Source organism: Pseudomonas sp. Hz4, assembly GCF_054898165.1.
The window spans coordinates 5519280-5539019 of the sequence record NZ_CM142719.1; the positions used below are offsets into that span (position 1 = coordinate 5519280).

Below are 19740 nucleotides of genomic sequence, written 5' to 3' on the forward strand. Positions count from 1 at the left end.
TAGCAGAAGAACTAAGCAGGCCAAACAAACCATTAAAACAAAGGCAGATATTTTCATATCTGCCTTGTCATATGGAGCTCTTGAGCGGATTCGAACCGCTGACCTCACCCTTACCAAGGGTGTGCTCTACCAACTGAGCTACAAGAGCGTAACACTTTGCAGGATCTGTAAACTTGGAGCGGGTAGCGGGAATCGAACCCGCATCATCAGCTTGGAAGGCTGAGGTTCTACCACTAAACTATACCCGCGGAGCTTGCAGCTCTCGCTAAAAATGGTGGAGGGGGAAGGATTCGAACCTTCGAAGTCGTAGACGTCAGATTTACAGTCTGATCCCTTTGGCCGCTCGGGAACCCCTCCTAAGCGAGCCGGCATTCTATATCATGCCAGCCTTCTGTCAAGCATTTTCTCATTAAAAACCTGAGGTTAGCTGCGTTGACATCGCTTCGCACCGTTAACCGCTAAAGGTCTTCACTGCGAAGCGGGCGCCATTCTATGCAAACTATTCGGCGGGTGCAACCCCCTCGCACGGCATTATTTTATGTTTTAACTCATTGAATTCTCTAGAAAGGTTTTTCAGCTGCGAGTCATCCAGCCAACGCCGGCTTTCTGGTGCCACACGCACCCAGTAACCATCAGACTCGGCGGGGGGCCTCAGCAAGGACTCAAACTTGATTTCCATGCCACTCAATCGCCGCTCAACCGCCTGAGCCGCCTCCTGACGAGTAAAACCGCCAAGATAGAGGCATCCATCGCCTGCCTGGGCAGGCTTTCCTTTATCACGAGCCGCGCCATTCGCCTCACTCAACAAGCGAATGTCCTGCTGCGACCCCCGATACAAACTCAAAGGGGTTACATCCTTTGCACGCAGAGGAGCCTCTTGTTGGTGCCAGATGTAATAGAACACGTTGAGAACAAGCAGCAACAGAAACAACCAACGCATAGAAACCTCAGGACAAGGGGCATGCCATAGCCAAGCCTACAAACACCAGATCGGGAACCATCCTGGCCTCAGGCACGATTTCGGAAACCAAGTTTGCATCTCCTCCAGTAAGGAACACAGCAAAATCATCCCCCCAATAGCTACGCGCCAACTCTAGCTGTGTCAGGACAAAACCTCTCAGCATCAACGAGCATCCCCGCTCGACTGCCTCGACAGTTGTACGACCAGGAATAAGACTTTCCAGAGCGCGCTCGGCGGCTAGATCCCCATAACGAATTCTACGGGTATGGGTACGCAACTGGTTTCGCATCAGCGGCATACCCGGGCATATAAATCCTCCGAGATGCTCGCCATCCCTGGCGATAAAGTCCGCAGTAACAGCCGTACCAAAATCAAGCACAAGGCACGAGCCCGAGGCCAGATGAAATCCCCCAAGCATCGCCAGCCAACGGTCGAGCCCTAACCGCTCGAACTCGTCATAGCCATTACGAACCCCCGACATTTCGCGGGACGGTGCAGCACATACCACCGACACACGATAAGCTTCTGTCAGTAGCGAAATCAGTGCATTGGTTTCTTCGGCGGTCCTGACACTGACCAGCCGACAAAACTTGAGAGCGAGCCCCTTGAGCGTTTTCAAGCTCTCCAGCAAAGCGAGATCTGAATCAACGACGCCCTCGCCAACCACCCGCCGAACATCCGCATCGAGCACACGCCACTTGATGAAACTGTTTCCGCAGTCGAGCTCAAGAATCATCACGCAACCTCAGACTGAGCTCACCACCACTAAAGACTTTTTCCACACCACCCACCTTCAAGCGCAGAGCACCCTGACTATCAATACCCAGCACTTCGCCATCTATTTGGTTAACACCGGCAATCAACGACACGGCCCGCCCCTGCCAGAGATGATTTTGCTCCCACTCTGCCTGGATAGCTGAAAATCCGTCGACTTGATGACGACACAGATACTCCTGGAGCATCGCGCCTAACTCGCCCACCAAGTGATTTCGGTCAAACACCTTACCCGACTCGAGCCGCATGGACGTCCACTGCTGATCTACCTCATCGGTAATCTGCATGTTCACATTAATTCCCACACCCAGAACAACGTGACACACATCGGCAGGATCCCCCACCAGCTCGAGCAGTATCCCGGCAATCTTTTTCTGACCGACCAGAACATCGTTGGGCCACTTCAATCCAGCCCCCGAAACACCGAGTTTTCGCAATGCCTGCATCACGGCGAGCCCAACAACAAGACTCAAGCCTTCCAGCTGACGCATTCCACCTTCAATACGCAGCACAAGGCTGTAATAGATGTTTTCCGCAAATGGGCTCGCCCACTTTCGCCCACGCCGCCCGCGACCTGCTGTTTGCCGCTCAGCAAGCACCAGAAACGGTGCAGCCTGACCTCGCTCTATTGCACGCAGAGCCTCGGCATTAGTGGAGTCGATTGAATCGAAGACCAGGACGGGCCAATCACAAGAAGGTGCTTGCCCTCTTATCTCTACAGGATCAAGCAGCGTCAACGGTGCAGCCAGCTGATAGCCGCGACCCCGCACCTTATGGATGGATAGTCCCAGATCAGCCTCTAAATGCTGAAGCTGCTTCCAAACGGCACTACGACTGACACCCAAGGCAACGCCCAGAGCCTGACCCGAATGGAATCGGCCATCTTTAAGAAGCTTTAACAACGTCAGCATGCAAGTCTCGCCTCACAATGAGGCCAGCATGATAGCCATGCCCCGCGCTATTGCATAGAAACTCAACAGGTCAGTTTTCCTGCGGACAAAACAAAACCCCTACCTGCATACGCAGATAGGGGTTTCGGAATTTAATCTTGACGATGACCTACTCTCACATGGGGAAACCCCACACTACCATCGGCGATGCATCGTTTCACTGCTGAGTTCGGGATGGGATCAGGTGGTTCCAATGCTCTATGGTCGTCAAGAAATTCGGTAGCCAGGTCGTGGGCCTTTGCAGGTTCACGCTCCAGCGAATGGGTAAGTGATAGATTTGTGTGTTGCATTGCGAATTTTCGACTGTGTCGTCTTCACACACCGCAATCTGGTGCTCTTTCGCTTTTCAGCTCGAAGCCTGCAAATTGCTTGGGTGTTATATGGTCAAGCCTCACGGGCAATTAGTATTGGTTAGCTCAACGCCTCACAGCGCTTACACACCCAACCTATCAACGTCGTAGTCTTCGACGGCCCTTCAGGGGACTCAAGGTCCCAGTGAGATCTCATCTTGAGGCTAGTTTCCCGCTTAGATGCTTTCAGCGGTTATCTATTCCGAACATAGCTACCCGGCAATGCCACTGGCGTGACAACCGGAACACCAGAGGTTCGTCCACTCCGGTCCTCTCGTACTAGGAGCAGCCCCTCTCAAATCTCAAACGTCCACGGCAGATAGGGACCGAACTGTCTCACGACGTTCTAAACCCAGCTCGCGTACCACTTTAAATGGCGAACAGCCATACCCTTGGGACCGGCTTCAGCCCCAGGATGTGATGAGCCGACATCGAGGTGCCAAACACCGCCGTCGATATGAACTCTTGGGCGGTATCAGCCTGTTATCCCCGGAGTACCTTTTATCCGTTGAGCGATGGCCCTTCCATACAGAACCACCGGATCACTAAGACCTACTTTCGTACCTGCTCGACGTGTCTGTCTCGCAGTCAAGCGCGCTTTTGCCTTTATACTCTACGACCGATTTCCGACCGGTCTGAGCGCACCTTCGTACTCCTCCGTTACTCTTTAGGAGGAGACCGCCCCAGTCAAACTACCCACCATACACTGTCCTCGATCCGGATAACGGACCTGAGTTAGAACCTCAAAGTTGCCAGGGTGGTATTTCAAGGTTGGCTCCACGCGAACTGGCGTCCACGCTTCAAAGCCTCCCACCTATCCTACACAAGCAAATTCAAAGTCCAGTGCAAAGCTATAGTAAAGGTTCACGGGGTCTTTCCGTCTAGCCGCGGATACACTGCATCTTCACAGCGATTTCAATTTCACTGAGTCTCGGGTGGAGACAGCGCCGCCATCGTTACGCCATTCGTGCAGGTCGGAACTTACCCGACAAGGAATTTCGCTACCTTAGGACCGTTATAGTTACGGCCGCCGTTTACCGGGGCTTCGATCAAGAGCTTCGCGTTAGCTAACCCCATCAATTAACCTTCCGGCACCGGGCAGGCGTCACACCCTATACGTCCACTTTCGTGTTTGCAGAGTGCTGTGTTTTTAATAAACAGTCGCAGCGGCCTGGTATCTTCGACCGGCATGGGCTTACGCAGTAAATGCTTCACCCTCACCGGCGCACCTTCTCCCGAAGTTACGGTGCCATTTTGCCTAGTTCCTTCACCCGAGTTCTCTCAAGCGCCTTGGTATTCTCTACCCAACCACCTGTGTCGGTTTGGGGTACGGTTCCTGGTTACCTGAAGCTTAGAAGCTTTTCTTGGAAGCATGGCATCAACCACTTCGTCACCCAAAGGGTAACTCGTCATCAGCTCTCGGCCTTAAGATCCCGGATTTACCTAAGATCTCAGCCTACCACCTTAAACTTGGACAACCAACGCCAAGCTGGCCTAGCCTTCTCCGTCCCTCCATCGCAATAACCAGAAGTACAGGAATATTAACCTGTTTTCCATCGACTACGCTTTTCAGCCTCGCCTTAGGGACCGACTAACCCTGCGTCGATTAACGTTGCGCAGGAAACCTTGGTCTTTCGGCGTGGGTGTTTTTCACACCCATTGTCGTTACTCATGTCAGCATTCGCACTTCTGATACCTCCAGCAAGCTTCTCAACTCACCTTCACAGGCTTACAGAACGCTCCTCTACCGCATCACCTAAGTGATACCCGTAGCTTCGGTGTATGGTTTGAGCCCCGTTACATCTTCCGCGCAGGCCGACTCGACTAGTGAGCTATTACGCTTTCTTTAAAGGGTGGCTGCTTCTAAGCCAACCTCCTAGCTGTCTAAGCCTTCCCACATCGTTTCCCACTTAACCATAACTTTGGGACCTTAGCTGACGGTCTGGGTTGTTTCCCTTTTCACGACGGACGTTAGCACCCGCCGTGTGTCTCCCATGCTCGGCACTTGTAGGTATTCGGAGTTTGCATCGGTTTGGTAAGTCGGGATGACCCCCTAGCCGAAACAGTGCTCTACCCCCTACAGTGATACATGAGGCGCTACCTAAATAGCTTTCGAGGAGAACCAGCTATCTCCGAGCTTGATTAGCCTTTCACTCCGATCCACAGGTCATCCGCTAACTTTTCAACGGTAGTCGGTTCGGTCCTCCAGTTAGTGTTACCCAACCTTCAACCTGCCCATGGATAGATCGCCCGGTTTCGGGTCTATTCCCAGCGACTAGACGCCCTATTAAGACTCGCTTTCGCTACGCCTCCCCTATTCGGTTAAGCTCGCCACTGAAAATAAGTCGCTGACCCATTATACAAAAGGTACGCAGTCACCCAACAAAGTGGGCTCCCACTGCTTGTACGCATACGGTTTCAGGATCTATTTCACTCCCCTCTCCGGGGTTCTTTTCGCCTTTCCCTCACGGTACTAGTTCACTATCGGTCAGTCAGTAGTATTTAGCCTTGGAGGATGGTCCCCCCATATTCAGACAAAGTTTCTCGTGCTCCGTCCTACTCGATTTCATGACTAAGAGATTTTCGCGTACAGGGCTATCACCCACTATGGCCGTACTTTCCAGAACGTTCCGCTAATCTCAAAGCCACTTAAGGGCTAGTCCCCGTTCGCTCGCCACTACTAAGGGAATCTCGGTTGATTTCTTTTCCTCAGGGTACTTAGATGTTTCAGTTCCCCTGGTTCGCCTCTTAAGCCTATGTATTCAGCTTAAGATAACCATCTTATGATGGCTGGGTTCCCCCATTCAGACATCTCCGGATCAAAGTCTGTTTGCCGACTCCCCGAAGCTTTTCGCAGGCTACCACGTCTTTCATCGCCTCTGACTGCCAAGGCATCCACCGTATGCGCTTCTTCACTTGACCATATAACCCCAAGCAATCTGGTTATACTGTGAAGACGACATTCGCCGAAAATTCGCATTCTTACTCATTAAGAGCAACTCACAAATTTTACCTTAGCCTGTAACAACACCAGTGAAAGTGTTGCCCAGTCTATCTTTCTATCACATACCCAAATTTTTAAAGAACGATCTAGCCAAAGACTAGAAATCAACATTCACCATCGTCACGATGGAATGCTCATTTCTAAGCTTTCAACAACAGAAGCAGTTAGTGGTGGAGCCAAACGGGATCGAACCGTTGACCTCCTGCGTGCAAGGCAGGCGCTCTCCCAGCTGAGCTATGGCCCCGTATTTCTACAGGCGTTTCCCACACAAAATTGGTGGGTCTGGGCAGATTCGAACTGCCGACCTCACCCTTATCAGGGGTGCGCTCTAACCAACTGAGCTACAGACCCAATTTCGAGCTATAAGGCCGACCTCACCCTGCTCTCTACCACCGAGCATCGGGTGCGCTCTAACCAACCAAGCTACAACCCCTTAGGGCTGCTTCTTATCGTCTTCTTCAATGAATCAAGCAATTCGTGTGGGAACTTATGGAGCAGCTGATGTCGTCGATTAAGGAGGTGATCCAGCCGCAGGTTCCCCTACGGCTACCTTGTTACGACTTCACCCCAGTCATGAATCACACCGTGGTAACCGTCCTCCCGAAGGTTAGACTAGCTACTTCTGGTGCAACCCACTCCCATGGTGTGACGGGCGGTGTGTACAAGGCCCGGGAACGTATTCACCGCGACATTCTGATTCGCGATTACTAGCGATTCCGACTTCACGCAGTCGAGTTGCAGACTGCGATCCGGACTACGATCGGTTTTCTGGGATTAGCTCCACCTCGCGGCTTGGCAACCCTCTGTACCGACCATTGTAGCACGTGTGTAGCCCAGGCCGTAAGGGCCATGATGACTTGACGTCATCCCCACCTTCCTCCGGTTTGTCACCGGCAGTCTCCTTAGAGTGCCCACCATGACGTGCTGGTAACTAAGGACAAGGGTTGCGCTCGTTACGGGACTTAACCCAACATCTCACGACACGAGCTGACGACAGCCATGCAGCACCTGTCTCAATGTTCCCGAAGGCACTCCGCTATCTCTAGCAGATTCATTGGATGTCAAGGCCTGGTAAGGTTCTTCGCGTTGCTTCGAATTAAACCACATGCTCCACCGCTTGTGCGGGCCCCCGTCAATTCATTTGAGTTTTAACCTTGCGGCCGTACTCCCCAGGCGGTCAACTTAATGCGTTAGCTGCGCCACTAAGAGCTCAAGGCTCCCAACGGCTAGTTGACATCGTTTACGGCGTGGACTACCAGGGTATCTAATCCTGTTTGCTCCCCACGCTTTCGCACCTCAGTGTCAGTATCAGTCCAGGTGGTCGCCTTCGCCACTGGTGTTCCTTCCTATATCTACGCATTTCACCGCTACACAGGAAATTCCACCACCCTCTACCATACTCTAGCTCGACAGTTTTGAATGCAGTTCCCAGGTTGAGCCCGGGGATTTCACATCCAACTTAACGAACCACCTACGCGCGCTTTACGCCCAGTAATTCCGATTAACGCTTGCACCCTCTGTATTACCGCGGCTGCTGGCACAGAGTTAGCCGGTGCTTATTCTGTCGGTAACGTCAAAACACTTACGTATTAGGTAAATGCCCTTCCTCCCAACTTAAAGTGCTTTACAATCCGAAGACCTTCTTCACACACGCGGCATGGCTGGATCAGGCTTTCGCCCATTGTCCAATATTCCCCACTGCTGCCTCCCGTAGGAGTCTGGACCGTGTCTCAGTTCCAGTGTGACTGATCATCCTCTCAGACCAGTTACGGATCGTCGCCTTGGTGAGCCATTACCTCACCAACTAGCTAATCCGACCTAGGCTCATCTGATAGCGCAAGGCCCGAAGGTCCCCTGCTTTCTCCCGTAGGACGTATGCGGTATTAGCGTCCGTTTCCGAGCGTTATCCCCCACTACCAGGCAGATTCCTAGGCATTACTCACCCGTCCGCCGCTCGCCACCAGGTACAAGTACCCGTGCTGCCGCTCGACTTGCATGTGTTAGGCCTGCCGCCAGCGTTCAATCTGAGCCATGATCAAACTCTTCAGTTCAAACATCTTTGGGTTTTTAAGAAACCCTAAACTTGGCTCAGCAATCGTTGGTTACATCTTTGATTTCTCGCGGAGTAACTTGTGATGCTGATAATCTTGTTGACTATCAGTCTGACCCCACAAGCACCCACACGAATTGCTTGATTCAGTTGTTAAAGAGCGGTTGGTTAAGAACTTTCGTCTCAACCGAGGCGCGCATTCTACAGCAGCGCCTGTTACTGTCAAGCGGTTATTTTAAGAAGTTTTCAAAGTTTCCTCTGCAACTTCAACCACTTGCGCTTTCGATCTCTCGTTAGCGGGAGGCGAATTCTACAGCGTTACTCGCTGCTGTCAACACCTCTTTTACACCGCTTTCGACCGAGAAGATCGAACCGTTAAAAGAGCCAAACAACCCCGCTCTTTCAACTCCTTCTGGGCTTCGATGAACTGAAGCAACTCGCTGTCGAAAACTGCGTAACTCTTTGTTTACCAAGGAGTTTTCCGTTTCGACTGCGCCGGAAGTGGGGCGAATTATAGACTTCCAGAATCTGCCGTCAACCCCTGATTTCAGCTTTATTCAGATTTGAGCGTAATACGTGCAAATGCCTTCTTCCCAGCCTGGCAAACATGGGTAGCACCCAGTACGTATATAAAGGTGCGATCAACAACCTCACCATCTATACGTACACCACCTGAACCCAAAAGGTCGCGCGCAACCGCCGAGTTCTTCACCAACCCTGCTTTATTAAGGACGGCTGCGATCGGCATATCTTCGGCGGCAGTCAATTCGATCTCTGGAAGATCATCCGGCAGCTCGCCTTCCTTCATACGGTTACCCGCCGCACGGTGAGCATTGGTCGCAGCCTCCTCACCATGGAAACGCGCGACGATCTCTTCAGCCAACTTGATCTTGATGTCGCGCGGATTTGCACCCGTCTCAACATCCGCACGGAACGCATTGATCTCATCCATGGAGCGGAAGCTGAGCAATTCGAAGTAGCGCCACATCAGCGCATCTGGAATGGAAACCAGTTTGCTGTACATCACACCCGGCGCTTCCTGAATACCCACGTAGTTGCCCAAGGACTTGGACATCTTCTTAACGCCATCCAGACCTTCGAGCAGCGGCATGGTCAGAATGCACTGAGCCTCTTGACCATATCCACGCTGCAGTTCACGCCCCATCAACAGGTTGAACTTCTGATCGGTACCACCCAGCTCGACATCCGCTCGCAAAGCGACCGAGTCATACCCCTGAACCAGAGGATAGAGAAACTCGTGAATGGCGATTGGCTGATTGGTTGTGTAGCGCTTGTCGAAGTCGTCGCGCTCGAGCATGCGAGCCACAGTGTACCGGGAGGTCAGACGAATGAAGTCGGCCGGCCCCATCTGATCCATCCAGGTGGAGTTGAACGCAACTTCCGTTTTCGCCGGATCAAGAATCTTGAAGACCTGGGTCTTGTAGGTCTCGGCATTCTCGAGAACCTGCTCACGGGTAAGCGGAGGACGTGTTGCACTCTTGCCGCTCGGATCACCGATCGTCCCGGTGAAGTCACCTATAAGGAAGATGACTTGGTGACCCAGCTCCTGGAACTGACGCAGCTTATTAATAAGCACGGTATGACCCAGGTGCAAATCCGGCGCGGTCGGATCGAAGCCAGCCTTAATACGTAGGGGCTGGCCACGCTTGAGCTTTTCGATCAGCTCGGACTCGACCAACAGTTCTTCCGCACCACGTTTGATCAGCGCTAGCTGCTCTTCAACCGACTTCATAACAGACCCGCAAGGCTCGAATTCAAAGGGAACCAACCATACAAGATCGCGCGTCAAATACAAGTTTTGCCCGGCGCACGGACGCCAATCCACGAACAGAGCGTTCGCGGACTTGCTTCAGCGATGATTTGGTTATATTTTATACAGTTATTTCATCTTCATCATGTCATTCATCTTTTCCAATTCATCTTTTTTCAAAGTCAAAAATTACCTATGACCAAAGAATCGTCTAAAGCGCCGCCGCTTTACCCGAAGACCCACCTGCTCGCAGCAAGTGGCATCGCCGCCCTTCTGAGCCTGGCGCTTCTGGTATTCCCTTCCAGTGATGTTGAAGCCAAAAAGACGACCCTGAGTCTTGAACTGGAAAGCTCTGCTGAACAACTGATACAAGATCAAGACGCTGCCGAGGCCGTCCAGGCCACAAATGAGCCAGCAGCTTCCCCTTTCGCGCAGATTGAAAACAGCACAGAAGAACCCCAGGAAACCGCTCAGGCCGTACCGGCGCCGGCATCCACGCCCGCCCCTGTGATCGAAGAAAAAAAGTCTCCAAACCATAGGGAAGTGATCGTTTCTAAAGGCGATACGCTCTCCACACTGTTCGAAAAAGTCGGCCTTCCGGCAACTTCGGTGCATGAGGTGCTGGCCAGCGACAAACAGGCCAAGCAGTTCAGCCAACTCAAACATGGCCAGAAACTTGAATTCGAACTAAGCCCCGACGGCCAGCTGACCAACTTGCACAGCAAGGTCAGCGACGTCGAAAGCATCACCCTGACCAAGAATGACAAGGGTTATGCATTCAACCGCATTACCGCCAAGCCTACCGTGCGCTCCGCCTACGTTCATGGCGTGATCAACAGTTCGCTGTCGCAATCCGCTGCACGTGCAGGCCTGTCCCACAGCCTGACCATGGACATGGCCAGCGTGTTTGGCTATGACGTCGACTTCGCCCAGGATATTCGCCAGGGTGACGAGTTCGATGTCATCTACGAACAGAAAGTCGTCAACGGCAAGGCTGTCGGCAATGGCCCGATCCTTTCCGCGCGCTTCACCAACCGCGGCAAGACCTACACCGCGGTGCGTTACATCAATAAACAAGGGAACAGCAGCTACTACACCGCTGACGGCAACAGCATGCGCAAGGCGTTTATCCGTACGCCGGTGGATTTCGCCCGCATCAGTTCGAAATTCTCCATGGGCCGCAAGCACCCAATCCTGAACAAGATCCGCGCCCACAAAGGCGTCGACTATGCAGCGCCGCGTGGCACCCCAATCAAGGCAGCCGGTGACGGCAAAGTGTTGCTGGCCGGACGCCGCGGTGGCTACGGCAACACCGTGATCATCCAGCACGGAAATACCTACCGCACGCTGTACGGGCACATGCAAGGCTTCGCCAAAGGCGTCAAGACTGGCGGCAGCGTCAAGCAAGGCCAAGTGATCGGCTACATCGGCACCACCGGACTCTCCACCGGCCCGCACTTGCACTACGAGTTCCAGGTCAATGGTGTACACGTCGATCCATTGGGCCAGAAGGTAGCGATGGCCGATCCGATCTCCAAAGCTGAACGCGCACGGTTCCTCGCGCAGAGCCAACCGCTGATGGCGCGTATGGATCAAGAGAAGTCCACGCAGCTGGCTTCGAGCAAGCGCTAAACCATGACGTTCTATATAGGTGTGATGTCCGGGACCAGCCTCGACGGCCTGGATATTGCGCTGGTTGAGCTAGCCCCGGCGATCAAGCTGATCGCCACGCACTACATTCCCATGCCTGATTCCCTACGCACCGAGCTGCTTGGCTTGTGCAGTAGTGGCCCGGACGAGATTGCCCGCTCCGCCATTGCCCAGCAGAACTGGGTGAAGCTGGCAGCACAGGGCATTCACACCCTCCTTGATCAACAAAACCTGAAGCCCGAAGACATTCGTGCAATCGGCAGCCACGGTCAGACCATTCGCCACGAACCCGCGCGCGGCTTCACAGTGCAAATCGGCAACCCTGCGCTACTGACGGAGTTGACCGGCATCACCGTGGTCAGCGACTTCCGCAGCCGCGATGTGGCCGCCGGCGGGCAAGGCGCGCCACTGGTTCCAGCCTTCCACGAAGCGTTGTTCGAAGAACAGCCTGGTAATCGTGCGGTATTGAACGTCGGCGGTTTCAGCAACCTAAGCCTGATCGAGCCCGGTAAACCGGTAGCCGGTTTCGACTGTGGTCCCGGCAATGTTCTGCAGGATGCGTGGATTCGCCAGCAACGCGGCGACAACTTTGATCGCGACGGCCAATGGGCTGCCAGCGGCATGGTCGAACCGATTCTTTTGAAAGAATTGCTATGTGATCCGTTCTTCGTGACCAAAGGCCCGAAAAGCACCGGGCGCGAAGTATTCAACCTGCCATGGCTGACACAGCACCTGTCACAGCTGCCGACCTTTGCCACCGAAGACGTGCAGGCAACCCTGCTCGAACTGACCGCCCTGACCATCGTCGAATCACTGCAAAGCGCCCAATCAGACACCCAGGAACTGCTTGTCTGCGGCGGCGGTGCGCACAACACCACGTTGATGAACCGCTTGGCCAGCTTGCTGCCGAACGCCAAGGTCAGCAGCACCGCGGCTTACGGTGTAGACCCGGACTGGGTCGAAGCCATGGCCTTCGCCTGGCTGGCCCATTGCTGCCTGGAAGGCATCGCCGCCAATCGTCCGAGCGTCACCGGCGCCCGTGGCCTGCGCATACTCGGCGCCATCTATCCTGCCTGACCATCCATACCAAATCCCGCACAGCAAAACGCCGCAGAGCCCTGAGGCCATGCGGCGCTTGTTGATGCGGTGAATTGCGCTCAGATCGAGAACGAAGAGCCGCAGCCACACGTGGTGCTGGCGTTCGGGTTCTTGATGACGAAGCGCGAACCTTCCAGACCTTCCTGATAATCCACCTCGGCACCTGCCAGGTATTGGAAGCTCATAGGATCGACCACCAGACTCACACCTTCGCGTTCGACAATGGTGTCGTCATCGGCCACTTCTTCATCGAAGGTGAAGCCGTACTGAAAACCTGAACAACCACCGCCCGTAACGAATACGCGCAGCTTCAAGCGATCATTCCCCTCTTCATCGACCAGGCTCTTCACCTTGTGCGCGGCACCGTGGGTGAATTGCAAAGCCATGGGGGTGAAGGATTCGACGCTCATGCTAACTATCTCCCGGCGTTACGCCGCCATAATGCGTGATGAAGCGCATTATCCGCTTCTCCTAGAAAATTGGTCAACTATTGTTACGGTATATCAATCAACACATTTGCCCGCCCGAAATGCAAAAAGGCCCGTCAGACGGGCCTTTTTGCTGAGCGGGATAAACCTTACGGCAGCATACCTGCGTGGGACAGACCCAAGCGCTCATCCAGACCGAACAGAATATTCAAGTTCTGCACCGCCTGACCCGACGCGCCTTTGACCAGGTTGTCGATCACCGACAACACCACCACCAGATCACCGTCCTGCGGACGATGCACGGCAATACGGCAAACGTTGGCACCGCGCACGCTGCGGGTTTCCGGATGACTGCCGGCCGGCATGACATCGACGAACGGTTCGTTGGCATAACGCTTTTCAAACAACGCCTGCAGATCCACCGAGCGATCCACGACAGTCGCGTAGAGCGTCGAGTGGATGCCTCGAATCATAGGCGTCAGGTGCGGAACGAAGGTCAGACCGACGTCCTTGCCCGCTGCGCGACGCAGACCCTGGCGAATTTCCGGCAAGTGACGATGCCCTTTGACGGCGTAGGCCTTCATGCTTTCCGACGTCTCGGCGTACAGCGAACCTACAGATGCACCACGACCGGCACCGCTGACGCCGGATTTGCAGTCAGCAATCAAGCGGGTGGTATCGGCCAGACCTGCCTCAAGCAATGGCAGGAAACCCAATTGCGTAGCAGTCGGGTAGCAACCCGGGACGGCGATCAGGCGAGCCTGCTTGATTTGCTCGCGATTGACTTCCGGCAAGCCATAGACCGCCTCTTCCAGCAGTTCCGGTGCGCCGTGAGGCTGACCATACCACTTGGCCCACTCTTCGGCGTCTTGCAGACGGAAGTCCGCCGACAGGTCGATGACCTTGGTTCCCGCTGCCAACAGTTCACCGGCCAGGGCATGGGCAACACCGTGAGGCGTAGCGAAGAACACCACGTCACAAGCGCCCAGCGTCTTGATGTCCGGAACGCTGAACGCCAGGCCATCGTAATGACCGCGCAGGTTCGGATACATATCAGCCACGGCCAGACCGGCCTCGGATCGGGAAGTGATGACTGCCACTTCAGCTTGCGGGTGCTGCGCCAACAGACGCAGCAGTTCGACACCGGTGTAACCCGTGCCGCCGACGATACCGACCTTGACCATAAACCTGCCCTCAACGAACCCACTGGAAAGCCGTCGATAATAGGGGCCGCACGGCTCTGCGACAACCGTCAAGGTGACGTGCGGGCGCTCTACCCTCTACTATCTTCGCTACCGTAAACCTGGGAATAACTAAAAATGCTTTATCTGTGGCTCAAAGCGCTTCACATCGTCAGCATGGTCTGCTGGTTTGCCGGCCTGTTTTACCTGCCGCGCCTGTTCGTTTATCACGCCCAAAGCGAAGACACCATCAGCAAAGAACGCTTCAGCATCATGGAGCGCAAGCTGTACCGAGGCATCATGGGGCCGGCGATGATCGCCACCCTGATTTTCGGCATTGCACTGATCGCTTTGAACCCCAGCATATTTAGTCAGGGTGCATGGATGCACGCGAAGTTGACCCTGGTGGTGATCCTGATCGGCTACCACCACATGTGCGGCGCCCAGGTGAAACGTTTTGCCCGTGGCGAGAACACCCGCAGCCATGTCTTTTATCGCTGGTTCAATGAGGTGCCGGTTCTGATATTGCTGGCTATTGTAATTCTGGTTGTCGTTCGGCCGTTCTAACTCCAATAAGCACAACTCACCGGGGTACTTCCAATGTCGCTGCCCGCTCTGCTCGAACAACGTTTGCGCCTGCCTGTGGTGGCAGCGCCGATGTTCCTGATCTCCAACCCTCAACTGGTACTCGCCTGCTGCCGTAATGGCGTGGTGGGCAGCTTCCCCGCGCTGAACCAACGCAAGAGCAGTGGCTTTAAGGCCTGGCTGGAAGAGATCGAAGCAGGGTTGGCAACATTGGAGAATCCGGCGCCTTATGCGGTGAACCTGATCGTCCACAACAGCAACCCGCGGCTGCAAGCGGATCTTGAGATCTGTATCGAGCACAAAGTGCCGATCGTGATCACCAGCCTCGGCGCCGTGAAAGAACTGGTCGATGCCGTGCATAGCTATGGCGGTCTGGTGTTTCATGACGTGACGACTCGTCGCCATGCAGAGAAAGCCGCCGAGGCCGGGGTCGACGGCCTGATCGCCGTGGCAGCAGGCGCCGGTGGGCACGCCGGGACCTGGAGCCCGTTCTCGCTGATTGCCGAGATACGCCAATTCTTCGACAAGACGTTGCTGCTGGCCGGTTGCCTGAACCACGGCCACGAGATTCTCGCTGCACAATTGCTCGGTGCGGATCTGGCCTACTTCGGTACGCGATTTATCGGTACCACCGAAAGTCATGCGTCTGACGCCTATAAACAGATGCTGCTGACTTCCAGAGCGGCGGACATCGTCCATACTCCAGCGGTGTCGGGAGTACCGGCGAGCTTTATGCGTCAAAGCCTAGAAGCTGCGGGTTTCGACATGGCAGCGTTGCAAGGTAAGGGGGAGGTGAACTTCGGCTCCAAACTCAAGCCTATAAGCGATGAAGCCAAAGCCTGGAAAACCGTTTGGTCCGCAGGCCAAGGGGTCGGCGAAATCGATGACCTGCCAAGTGTTGATCAATTGATCGCTCGCCTTGATGCTGAGTACCGCAAAGCACTGGAGCTGGCGGCGGCGCTGCCCAAACGCTGGCCACGCTGACAGGAAAACTGGGCCAGTCAATTCCGGCTGGCCTTACACTCCACGCGCAATACTCCCTAACATTCGCGACAAGGATGCCTCGCAATGAGCGAAAACCGTTTCAAGATCGTATTCGACGGCGCTCTGCTGCCAGGTGTTGACGTCACCACCGCCAAGCTCAATCTCGCCGATCTGTTCAAAAGCGATGTGACTGCCATCGAGCGGCTGTTCAGTGGCAAGCCGGTTGCACTCAAACGCGACCTGTCACAGACCGACGCTCAGACTTATCTCCAGGCGCTGACCAAAACCGGCATCGATGCCCGGATCGAATCCGAACCATCGATAGAGCTGAACCTGTCTGACATTCATGAACACACCCCTGCCGTCGCAGCAGATCCCGAATCCCCTTATGCACCACCCCGGGCGACCGTCGGCGAAGCCTTGCCCGAATTTGCCCCACTCAAGGCATTCAGTTTCGAAGGACGCATCGGCCGCTTGCGTTACCTGGCCTGGACGATGGCCCTGACACTCGTAACCCTTGGCGTCGGCGCTGTGCTGGCTGTTTTCGGCCTGGCCCTCATCAGTACGGACTCGAGCGCTGGCTTGATTCTCGGTGGCTTGCTGGCCGTTGTTCTCTTCGTGGCGCTCGCGTTCGTCAGCATCCAGTTCAGTGTCCAGCGTCTACACGATATCGGCTGGTCTGGCTGGCTTTGGCTGCTGACCCTTGTGCCGTTCGTGGGCAGCATCTTTCCGTTCGTGATGATGATTGCACCGGGTAACAACACCGCCAATCAATACGGCGCGCCACCACCGCCCAACAGCGCCGCGGTCAAGGTCCTGTCTTCACTCTGGCTGGTGTTTATCGCGATCCTGTTCATCGGCGGACTGACCGGAGGCCTTACTACCCTTCAGAATGAGTACGAAAGCGCTACCCAGAGCAGCTATGAAAGTGACTCGGTGATCACCGAAGAGATCGAAAATCAGACCGCTGTGGAAGCAGAGCCGGCGCCAAATTCAGCCGACGATGCAGCCGAAGAAGCCCAGCCCCCTGTAGACTCTGCGAAAGAATGAACAGCGCTCCCCGCCCGTGACACCTGCGTCGCCGGCGCGGAGCTGTTGCGATGGAGAAATGCATGACCCGTTACGCTCTGATCACTGGCGCTTCCAGCGGCATCGGCCTGGCGATGGCCGAAGCGCTGGCCCGGCGCGGCCGCAGCCTGATTCTGGTGGCCCGCCAGCGTGATCAGCTGGAAAGTATTGCGATTGAACTGACGCAACGTTTTGGCGTGGAAGTGTTGTTCCGAGCCTGTGACCTCGGCGAGCCGCTACGGCTGTCCGGATTTCTGCTGGAGCTGGAGGAAGGTGACCGACAGATCGATTTGCTGGTCAACTGCGCCGGCATCGGCACTTGCGGCCCTTTCCTGGCTCAGGACTGGATGACCGAGCAGGATCTGATCGAAGTGAACATCCTCGCGCTCACTCGCCTGTGTCACGCGATCGGCAACAGCATGGCGCTGCAGGGCGGCGGGCAGATTTTGAATGTCGCCTCGGTTGCGGCGTTCCATCCCGGCCCATGGATGAGTACTTACTACGCCAGCAAGGCTTATGTGCTGCACTTTTCCGAAGGGTTGCGCGTCGAACTGAAAAAATGTGCGGTCAAAGTGTCGGTGCTCTGCCCCGGCCCTACCCGCACGGCGTTTTTTCGCACCGCGCAATTGGACACCGCCAAACTGGTCGACAGCAAAATGCTGATGAGCCCCGAGGAAGTCGCGCTCTATACCGTGCGGGCTCTGGAGAAAAATCGCGCCATCATTATTCCGGGTCGACGCAACCGCTGGCGCGCCTTCCTGCCGCGGCTCGGCTCACGCTGGCTGACCCGGACAATCGCAGGCATGGTCAACAAGGCTTACTGCCCGCGCTGATCGCCCCTCAAGGTAAAAGACTGGGCTCTGACATAACCCATGGTTACACTCAGGCCAGCCCAAACAACGGAGAAAACAGCTGTGGATACTCTGTTCACCAAGATCATCAACCGGGAAATCCCGGCCAAGATCATCTACGAGGACGACCAGGTACTGGCCTTCCACGACATCGCCCCACAGGCACCGGTGCATTTTCTGGTGATCCCGAAAAAAGCGGTGCGCACGCTTAACGACCTGACCGAGGACGACAAGGCACTGGCTGGGCACATTCTGTTCACCGCCCAGCGTCTGGCCCTGGAACTGGGCTGTGAAGAGGGTTTCCGCGTGGTCATGAACTGCAATCCACTGGGTGGGCAGACTGTCTATCACATCCATATGCATGTACTGGGTCAGCGCCAGATGCACTGGCCGCCGGGCTGATTCATTACCCGCCCTTGTAGGAGCACAGCTTGCTGGCGATGGCGTCATTGAAATCGCCATCGCCAGCAAGCTGTGCTCCTACAGAAGCCTGCATCACAATGACCCAACGCAAACCTTCGCCGGCCGATTGGGTTAAACTGGCCGCCGAGATTCTTCCCGGAGGTCAGCATGACTACCCAACGTCACTACTCGCCGATTGACCGTCTTCTGCTGCAAGCCGATGCCGCGATGCGTACCTTGCTACCCTTCAGTGGCCAGCCGTACCGTCCTTCGCCCGCTATCGTGCAGCCGGATGCGCAAATGAGCGACGAAGACACCCGGCACGTCGCCGGCCTGATGCGCATCAACCATACCGGCGAAGTCTGTGCCCAGGCGCTGTATCAGGGTCAGGCCCTGACCGCCAAGCTGCCGCAAGTGCGCGCAGCCATGGAACATGCCGCCGAAGAAGAAATCGACCACCTGGTCTGGTGCGAACAACGCATAAAACAGTTAGGCAGCCACACCAGCATTCTCAATCCGCTGTTCTATGGCATGTCGTTCGGGATCGGCGCGGTAGCAGGGTTGATCAGCGATAAAGTCAGCCTGGGTTTCGTTGCGGCTACCGAGCATCAGGTCTGCAAACACCTGAACGAACACCTTGAGCAACTGCCGGCCGAGGACGAAAAGTCCCGGGCGATCCTCGAGCAGATGCGCATTGATGAAGAACATCACGCCGAAAGCGCGCTGGAGGCAGGGGGTTTCCGCTTCCCGGCACCGGTGAAGTTCGGCATGAGCCTGATGGCCAAGGTCATGACCAAGAGTACTTACCGGATCTGATAGCTGCATTGCTCTTGAGAACCTCTTCGCGAGCCGGCTCGCTCCCACAATGGCTCTGCGTCAGCAATAAAAAAGGCGACTACCGCAAAGTAGTCGCCTTTTTTGTGATGTTTGTCCGTCCTGAATAAGGTTTACACCTGTTTCAGGACTAGACAGTTGAATGTCGATTCAACCGAGTTCGATGATCTCGTAGTCATGGGTAATTTCCACGCCAGCCGCGCCGAGCATGATCGACGCCGAGCAATACTTCTCGGCAGACAGCTCGATAGCGCGTTTGACCTGGGCTTCTTTCAGCCCGCGGCCCTTGACCACGAAGTGCATGTGGATCTTGGTGAAAACCTTCGGATCTTCGGTGGCGCGCTCGGCTTCGAGGAAGGCTTCGCAGCTTTCAACAGCCTGACGGGACTTCTTGAGGATGCTGACCACATCAAAATTGCTGCAACCGCCAACACCCAGCAGGAGCATTTCCATCGGCCGGACACCCAGGTTACGACCGCCGGCATCAGGCGGACCGTCCATGACCACGACATGACCGCTGCCGGATTCACCGAGGAACATGGCTTCGCCAGCCCATTGGATGCGTGCCTTCATCGCCAAGACTCCACTGTATAAAAAAGGGTCGCCAGCTTAGCACAGGGGCCTTGATTGACAGCGCTCGCCTTCGTAGGACATAACCTTCTGCGTCGTAAGGTAAATGCTCGAATATTGCGGGAAGTGTCTGTTAAGCTGGCGCCAATTCGCTGGCGCATAGTCAGCCATGTAGCAACCTCCGCAACTCATAAGAAAACCAAACACACCGTGAAGTCTTTTCGGGATA

The 19740-nt window shown here is 55.1% G+C and carries 15 protein-coding genes, 5 tRNA genes and 3 rRNA genes; 8 read left to right on the forward strand and 15 right to left on the reverse strand.

Going from position 1 to position 19740, the window contains the following annotated elements; translation table 11 throughout:
• Positions 1-72: 72 nt before the first annotated feature.
• The 12 genes from ACYZTR_RS25500 to tyrS form a co-directional block, all read right to left on the reverse strand.
• Positions 73-148: transfer RNA gene (locus tag ACYZTR_RS25500), tRNA-Thr, on the reverse strand.
• A 26-nt stretch (positions 149-174) separates the two neighbouring features.
• Positions 175-248 (reverse strand) — tRNA-Gly (locus ACYZTR_RS25505).
• A 24-nt stretch (positions 249-272) separates the two neighbouring features.
• Positions 273-357, reverse strand: a tRNA-Tyr gene (locus ACYZTR_RS25510).
• A gap of 142 nt (positions 358-499) precedes the next feature.
• Positions 500-940 (reverse strand): hypothetical protein, encoded by a 441-nt coding sequence (locus ACYZTR_RS25515; RefSeq protein WP_461974810.1) that lies wholly within the window; start codon positions 938-940, stop codon positions 500-502.
• Between the two features lie 7 nt (positions 941-947).
• Positions 948-1697: a pantothenate kinase gene (locus tag ACYZTR_RS25520; RefSeq protein WP_461974812.1), complete on the reverse strand. Its 750-nt coding sequence runs from the start codon at positions 1695-1697 to the stop codon at positions 948-950.
• Positions 1687-2646 (reverse strand): bifunctional biotin--[acetyl-CoA-carboxylase] ligase/biotin operon repressor BirA, encoded by a 960-nt coding sequence (gene birA / locus ACYZTR_RS25525; protein ID WP_461974814.1) that lies wholly within the window; start codon positions 2644-2646, stop codon positions 1687-1689. The genes ACYZTR_RS25520 and birA overlap by 11 nt, the downstream gene beginning before the upstream one ends.
• 135 nt (positions 2647-2781) lie before the next feature.
• Positions 2782-2897: ribosomal RNA gene (gene rrf, locus ACYZTR_RS25530) — 5S ribosomal RNA — on the reverse strand.
• A gap of 168 nt (positions 2898-3065) precedes the next feature.
• Positions 3066-5957: ribosomal RNA gene (locus ACYZTR_RS25535) — 23S ribosomal RNA — on the reverse strand.
• Between the two features lie 250 nt (positions 5958-6207).
• Positions 6208-6283: transfer RNA gene (locus tag ACYZTR_RS25540), tRNA-Ala, on the reverse strand.
• A gap of 30 nt (positions 6284-6313) precedes the next feature.
• Positions 6314-6390, reverse strand: a tRNA-Ile gene (locus tag ACYZTR_RS25545).
• A 161-nt stretch (positions 6391-6551) separates the two neighbouring features.
• Positions 6552-8090: ribosomal RNA gene (locus tag ACYZTR_RS25550) — 16S ribosomal RNA — on the reverse strand.
• Together the 16S, 23S and 5S rRNA genes with 2 tRNA genes alongside form the textbook arrangement of a ribosomal RNA operon.
• Positions 8091-8642: 552 nt before the next feature.
• Positions 8643-9842 carry a tyrosine--tRNA ligase gene (gene tyrS / locus ACYZTR_RS25555; RefSeq protein ID WP_461974816.1) on the reverse strand — a complete coding sequence of 400 codons (1200 nt, stop codon included), beginning with the start codon at positions 9840-9842 and terminating at the stop codon, positions 8643-8645.
• A gap of 213 nt (positions 9843-10055) precedes the next feature.
• Between tyrS and ACYZTR_RS25560 the strand changes: the two genes are divergently transcribed.
• The gene (locus ACYZTR_RS25560; RefSeq protein WP_461974818.1) at positions 10056-11492 is read left to right on the forward strand and encodes a peptidoglycan DD-metalloendopeptidase family protein; all 1437 of its coding nucleotides are present in this window, start codon (positions 10056-10058) and stop codon (positions 11490-11492) included.
• Between the two features lie 3 nt (positions 11493-11495).
• Entirely contained in the window at positions 11496-12587 is a 1092-nt protein-coding gene (locus ACYZTR_RS25565) for an anhydro-N-acetylmuramic acid kinase (RefSeq protein WP_461974820.1), read from the forward strand.
• An 80-nt stretch (positions 12588-12667) separates the two neighbouring features.
• Here the strand turns inward: ACYZTR_RS25565 and erpA are convergent, their stop codons facing one another.
• Both erpA and argC read right to left on the reverse strand, forming a co-directional pair.
• A complete protein-coding gene (gene erpA, locus ACYZTR_RS25570; protein WP_461974822.1) occupies positions 12668-13018 on the reverse strand; it encodes an iron-sulfur cluster insertion protein ErpA in 351 nt (116 codons plus the stop codon).
• A 167-nt stretch (positions 13019-13185) separates the two neighbouring features.
• Entirely contained in the window at positions 13186-14220 is a 1035-nt protein-coding gene (argC, locus tag ACYZTR_RS25575) for an N-acetyl-gamma-glutamyl-phosphate reductase (protein WP_461966618.1), read from the reverse strand.
• A gap of 135 nt (positions 14221-14355) precedes the next feature.
• Between argC and hemJ the strand changes: the two genes are divergently transcribed.
• The 6 genes from hemJ (at position 14356) to coq7 (ending at position 18923) form a co-directional block, all read left to right on the forward strand.
• The gene (gene hemJ, locus ACYZTR_RS25580; RefSeq protein ID WP_461974823.1) at positions 14356-14784 is read left to right on the forward strand and encodes a protoporphyrinogen oxidase HemJ; all 429 of its coding nucleotides are present in this window, start codon (positions 14356-14358) and stop codon (positions 14782-14784) included.
• A gap of 33 nt (positions 14785-14817) precedes the next feature.
• Positions 14818-15786, forward strand: coding sequence for an NAD(P)H-dependent flavin oxidoreductase (locus tag ACYZTR_RS25585; RefSeq protein WP_461974825.1), 969 nt, complete (start codon positions 14818-14820; stop codon positions 15784-15786).
• A gap of 84 nt (positions 15787-15870) precedes the next feature.
• Positions 15871-16836 (forward strand): DUF805 domain-containing protein, encoded by a 966-nt coding sequence (locus ACYZTR_RS25590; protein ID WP_461974827.1) that lies wholly within the window; start codon positions 15871-15873, stop codon positions 16834-16836.
• Positions 16837-16898: 62 nt separating this feature from the next.
• Positions 16899-17687 carry an SDR family NAD(P)-dependent oxidoreductase gene (locus ACYZTR_RS25595; protein ID WP_282381977.1) on the forward strand — a complete coding sequence of 263 codons (789 nt, stop codon included), beginning with the start codon at positions 16899-16901 and terminating at the stop codon, positions 17685-17687.
• A gap of 81 nt (positions 17688-17768) precedes the next feature.
• Positions 17769-18107, forward strand: a complete 339-nt coding sequence (locus ACYZTR_RS25600) for a histidine triad nucleotide-binding protein (RefSeq protein ID WP_008147240.1) — start codon at positions 17769-17771, stop codon at positions 18105-18107.
• 168 nt (positions 18108-18275) lie between these two features.
• Positions 18276-18923 (forward strand): 2-polyprenyl-3-methyl-6-methoxy-1,4-benzoquinone monooxygenase, encoded by a 648-nt coding sequence (coq7, locus tag ACYZTR_RS25605; RefSeq protein WP_008147238.1) that lies wholly within the window; start codon positions 18276-18278, stop codon positions 18921-18923.
• 168 nt (positions 18924-19091) lie between these two features.
• Here the strand turns inward: coq7 and ACYZTR_RS25610 are convergent, their stop codons facing one another.
• Complete coding sequence (locus ACYZTR_RS25610) at positions 19092-19514, reverse strand: OsmC family protein (protein WP_008061600.1); 423 nt, start codon at positions 19512-19514, stop codon at positions 19092-19094.
• Positions 19515-19740: the final 226 nt, after the last annotated feature.